General features: G+C 53.2%; 2 tRNA genes and 3 rRNA genes. All 5 read right to left on the reverse strand.

Features of this window, described 5'->3' with window-relative positions:
* Positions 1 to 10 precede the first annotated feature (10 nt).
* The 5 genes from rrf to AC1DP9_RS27535 all read right to left on the reverse strand — a co-directional run bounded on the left by rrf (position 11) and on the right by AC1DP9_RS27535 (position 5,196).
* A 5S ribosomal RNA gene (gene rrf, locus AC1DP9_RS27515) occupies positions 11 to 124 on the reverse strand.
* Between the two features lie 125 nt (positions 125 to 249).
* Positions 250 to 3,130: ribosomal RNA gene (locus AC1DP9_RS27520) — 23S ribosomal RNA — on the reverse strand.
* A 310-nt stretch (positions 3,131 to 3,440) separates the two neighbouring features.
* A tRNA-Ala gene (locus AC1DP9_RS27525) sits at positions 3,441 to 3,516 on the reverse strand.
* A gap of 8 nt (positions 3,517 to 3,524) precedes the next feature.
* A tRNA-Ile gene (locus tag AC1DP9_RS27530) sits at positions 3,525 to 3,601 on the reverse strand.
* 63 nt (positions 3,602 to 3,664) lie between these two features.
* Positions 3,665 to 5,196, reverse strand: a 16S ribosomal RNA gene (locus tag AC1DP9_RS27535).
* The 16S, 23S and 5S rRNA genes sit together here with 2 tRNA genes alongside, the layout of an rRNA operon.
* Between the last annotated feature and the right edge of the window lie 147 nt (positions 5,197 to 5,343).

A 5,343-nucleotide genomic window follows, 5' to 3' on the forward strand; every position in this document is an offset into this window, starting at 1 on the left:
GGGTATAAGAGCCTGGCGATGACCTACTTTCACACGGGTAGTCCGCACTATCATCGGCGCAAAGTCGTTTCACGGTCCTGTTCGGGATGGGAAGGGGTGGTTCCGACTCGCTATGGTCACCAGGCATGAGGGGTTGCCGCGCTGACGCATGTCARCACGGCGAATCTGGGAGTAGTAAAGATTGGTTGTGTTTGTACCATCGTGGCACAAGGCGGCGAACCGCTACACCAGGTAAGACACACTGGTTATAGGATCAAGCCTTACGGGCAATTAGTACTGGTTAGCTTAACGCATTACTGCGCTTCCACACCCAGCCTATCAACGTCCTGGTCTCGAACGACCCTTCAAGGAGGTCAAGCCTCCAGGGAATCCTCATCTTCAGGCGAGTTTCCCGCTTAGATGCTTTCAGCGGTTATCTCTTCCGTACATAGCTACCCTGCGATGCCTCTGGCGAGACAACAGGTACACCAGCGGTACGTCCACTCCGGTCCTCTCGTACTAGGAGCAGCCCCCGTCAAGATTCCAACGCCCACGGCAGATAGGGACCAAACTGTCTCACGACGTTTTAAACCCAGCTCACGTACCTCTTTAAATGGCGAACAGCCATACCCTTGGGACCGGCTACAGCCCCAGGATGAGATGAGCCGACATCGAGGTGCCAAACACCGCCGTCGATATGAACTCTTGGGCGGTATCAGCCTGTTATCCCCAGAGTACCTTTTATCCGTTGAGCGATGGCCCTTCCATTCAGAACCACCGGATCACTATGTCCTGCTTTCGCACCTGCTCGACTTGTCAGTCTCGCAGTTAAGCACGCTTTTGCCATTGCACTTTAGGTACGATGTCCGACCGTACCAAGCGTACCTTCGAACTCCTCCGTTACACTTTGGGAGGAGACCGCCCCAGTCAAACTGCCTACCATGCACTGTCCCCGACCCGGATTCACGGGCCAAGGTTAGAACCTCAAACAAACCAGGGTGGTATTTCAAGGACGGCTCCACGTGAACTAGCGTCCACGCTTCAAAGCCTCCCACCTATCCTACACAGATCGGTTCAAAGTCCAATGCAAAGCTACAGTAAAGGTTCATGGGGTCTTTCCGTCTAGCCGCGGGGAGATTGCATCATCACAAACACTTCAACTTCGCTGAGTCTCGGGAGGAGACAGTGTGGCCATCGTTACGCCATTCGTGCAGGTCGGAACTTACCCGACAAGGAATTTCGCTACCTTAGGACCGTTATAGTTACGGCCGCCGTTTACCGGGACTTCAATCAAGAGCTTGCACCCCATCATTTAATCTTCCGGCACCGGGCAGGCGTCACACCCTATACGTCCACTTTCGTGTTTGCAGAGTGCTGTGTTTTTATTAAACAGTCGCAGCCACCATTTTATTGCAACCCCTTCACCCTCCTGGCGCAGGCCAGTCAAGCTACAAGGGCGTACCTTATCCCGAAGTTACGGTACCAATTTGCCGAGTTCCTTCTCCCGAGTTCTCTCAAGCGCCTTAGAATACTCATCTCGCCCACCTGTGTCGGTTTGCGGTACGGTCTCGTATGACTGAAGCTTAGAGGCTTTTCTTGGAACCACTTCCAATTGCTTCGCGGCTCAAGGCCGCTCGCCCCACATCCTTGAATTACGCGCCCGGATTTGCCTAAGCGCCTTCTCCAATGCAGGGACCGGGACTTCCAACACCCGGACAACCTTCCGCGATCCGTCCCCCCATCGCATCATACGACGGTGCAGGAATATTAACCTGCTTCCCATCAGCTACGCATCTCTGCCTCGCCTTAGGGGCCGACTCACCCTACGCCGATGAACGTTGCGTAGGAAACCTTGGGCTTACGGCGAGGGGGCCTTTCACCCCCTTTATCGCTACTCATGTCAGCATTCGCACTTCTGATACCTCCAGCATCCTTTACAAGACACCTTCACAGGCTTACAGAACGCTCTCCTACCACGCACATTACTGTGCGTCCGCAGCTTCGGTATATAGCTTAGCCCCGTTACATCTTCCGCGCAGGACGACTCGATCAGTGAGCTATTACGCTTTCTTTAAAGGGTGGCTGCTTCTAAGCCAACCTCCTGACTGTTTTAGCCTTCCCACTTCGTTTCCCACTTAGCTATATTTGGGGACCTTAGCTGGCGGTCTGGGTTGTTTCCCTCTTGACACCGGACGTTAGCACCCGATGTCTGTCTCCCGTGATTGCACTCTTCGGTATTCGGAGTTTGCTATGGCGGGGTAATCAGCAATAGACCCCCCAACCATGACAGTGCTCTACCCCCGAAGGTGAGACACGAGGCACTACCTAAATAGTTTTCGGAGAGAACCAGCTATTTCCAGATTTGTTTAGCCTTTCACCCCTATCCACAGCTCATCCCCTAACTTTTCAACGTTAGTGGGTTCGGTCCTCCAGTACGTGTTACCGCACCTTCAACCTGGCCATGGATAGATCATCTGGTTTCGGGTCTACACCCAGCGACTCAACGCCCTATTCGGACTCGCTTTCGCTACGCCTTCCCTAATCGGTTAAGCTTGCCACTGAATGTAAGTCGCTGACCCATTATACAAAAGGTACGCCGTCACCCGTTTCCAGGCTCCGACTGTTTGTATGCATGCGGTTTCAGGATCTATTTCACTCCCCTCCCGGGGTTCTTTTCGCCTTTCCCTCACGGTACTGGTTCACTATCGGTCGATTACGAGTATTTAGCCTTGGAGGATGGTCCCCCCATCTTCAGACAGGATTTCACGTGTCCCGCCCTACTTGTCGTACACCTAGTTCCACAACGCTGTTTTCGCATACAGGGCTATCACCTGCTATGGCCGGGCTTTCCATCCCGTTCTGCTAACAATGCTGCTAAAGAGTACAAGGCTCTTCCCATTTCGTTCGCCACTACTTTGGGAATCTCGGTTGATTTCTGTTCCTGCAGCTACTTAGATGTTTCAGTTCGCCGCGTTCGCTTCCCTGACCTATGTATTCAGTCAGGGATGACCCATAAGGGCCGGGTTTCCCCATTCGGACATCTCCGGATCAAAGCTTGTTTGCCAGCTCCCCGAAGCTTTTCGCAGGCTACCGCGTCCTTCATCGCCTGTAATCGCCAAGGCATCCACCACATGCACTTGTTCGCTTGACCCTATAACGAGTGTGTCTCAGCTTTCGCTTAAGCACACGACTCACCATAGGTCTGAGTTCTCGCGTTTGTGCCGTATTCCAAGTCATCTTTCGATCACTTTAAATACATTTTGGTTGATACAATCACAACCCGGTATCGCGTTGGATAATTCAGCGTCTCATCAACGCTCGCGCGACACCTTTACTACATCCCATATTGTTAAAGAACAGCCGACGGATTCAKTGAATCCAATCGCTTGGCAATGCCAAATGAAAGCACTCRCAGCGCCTTCGCGCTAAGTGCTTTCATTTGGCAAACCAACCAAGGTAAGTGGTGGAGGATGACGGGATCGAACCGACGACCCCCTGCTTGCAAAGCAGGTGCTCTCCCAGCTGAGCTAATCCCCCGGATAACTTGGTGGGTCTGGTAGGACTTGAACCTACGACCCCCGCCTTATCAAGACGGTGCTCTAACCACCTGAGCTACAGACCCTTGGCTGTAACAGCAAACAAACCGATAAGTGTGAACGCTTGACTTGTGAACACAAGCCTCTGGAAAGGAGGTGATCCAGCCGCACCTTCCGATACGGCTACCTTGTTACGACTTCACCCCAGTCATGAACCCTGCCGTGGTAATCGCCCTCCTTGCGGTTAGGCTAACTACTTCTGGCAAAACCCACTCCCATGGTGTGACGGGCGGTGTGTACAAGACCCGGGAACGTATTCACCGCGGCATGCTGATCCGCGATTACTAGCGATTCCAGCTTCACGTAGTCGAGTTGCAGACTACGATCCGGACTACGATGCATTTTCTGGGATTAGCTCCCCCTCGCGGGTTGGCAACCCTCTGTATGCACCATTGTATGACGTGTGAAGCCCTACCCATAAGGGCCATGAGGACTTGACGTCATCCCCACCTTCCTCCGGTTTGTCACCGGCAGTCTCTCTAGAGTGCCCTTTCGTAGCAACTAGAGACAAGGGTTGCGCTCGTTGCGGGACTTAACCCAACATCTCACGACACGAGCTGACGACAGCCATGCAGCACCTGTGTCCACTTTCTCTTTCGAGCACCTAATGCATCTCTGCTTCGTTAGTGGCATGTCAAGGGTAGGTAAGGTTTTTCGCGTTGCATCGAATTAATCCACATCATCCACCGCTTGTGCGGGTCCCCGTCAATTCCTTTGAGTTTTAATCTTGCGACCGTACTCCCCAGGCGGTCAACTTCACGCGTTAGCTACGTTACTGAGGAAATGAATCCCCAACAACTAGTTGACATCGTTTAGGGCGTGGACTACCAGGGTATCTAATCCTGTTTGCTCCCCACGCTTTCGTGCATGAGCGTCAGTCACGTCCCAGGGGGCTGCCTTCGCCATCGGTATTCCTCCACATCTCTACGCATTTCACTGCTACACGTGGAATTCTACCCCCCTCTGACGTACTCTAGCCTTGCAGTCACAAGCGCAATTCCCAGGTTGAGCCCGGGGATTTCACGCCTGTCTTACAAAACCGCCTGCGCACGCTTTACGCCCAGTAATTCCGATTAACGCTCGCACCCTACGTATTACCGCGGCTGCTGGCACGTAGTTAGCCGGTGCTTATTCTTCCGGTACCGTCATCGACTCCGGGTATTAACCAGAGCCATTTCTTTCCGGACAAAAGTGCTTTACAACCCGAAGGCCTTCTTCACACACGCGGCATTGCTGGATCAGGGTTGCCCCCATTGTCCAAAATTCCCCACTGCTGCCTCCCGTAGGAGTCTGGGCCGTGTCTCAGTCCCAGTGTGGCTGATCGTCCTCTCAGACCAGCTACTGATCGTCGCCTTGGTGAGCTTTTACCCCACCAACTAGCTAATCAGACATCGGCCGCTCCTATTGCGCGAGGCCTTWCGGTCCCCCGCTTTCACCCTCAGGTCGTATGCGGTATTAGCTAATCTTTCGACTAGTTATCCCCCACAACAGGGCACGTTCCGATGTATTACTCACCCGTTCGCCACTCGCCACCAGGATTGCTCCCGTGCTGCCGTTCGACTTGCATGTGTAAGGCATGCCGCCAGCGTTCAATCTGAGCCAGGATCAAACTCTTCAGTTCAATACCTGTGTGGTGCCGAAGCACCTCGCTCTTTCGAGCGGTCGCTCACTCTCAGAAAACTGACTCGATCCATTCCGAAGAACGAACCGAACATGTTTTACTGTGCGAGCACTTAATAACTTTTGAAGCAACACGCAGACCGAAGTC

The organism is Cupriavidus sp. 01L43, from assembly GCF_056399925.1.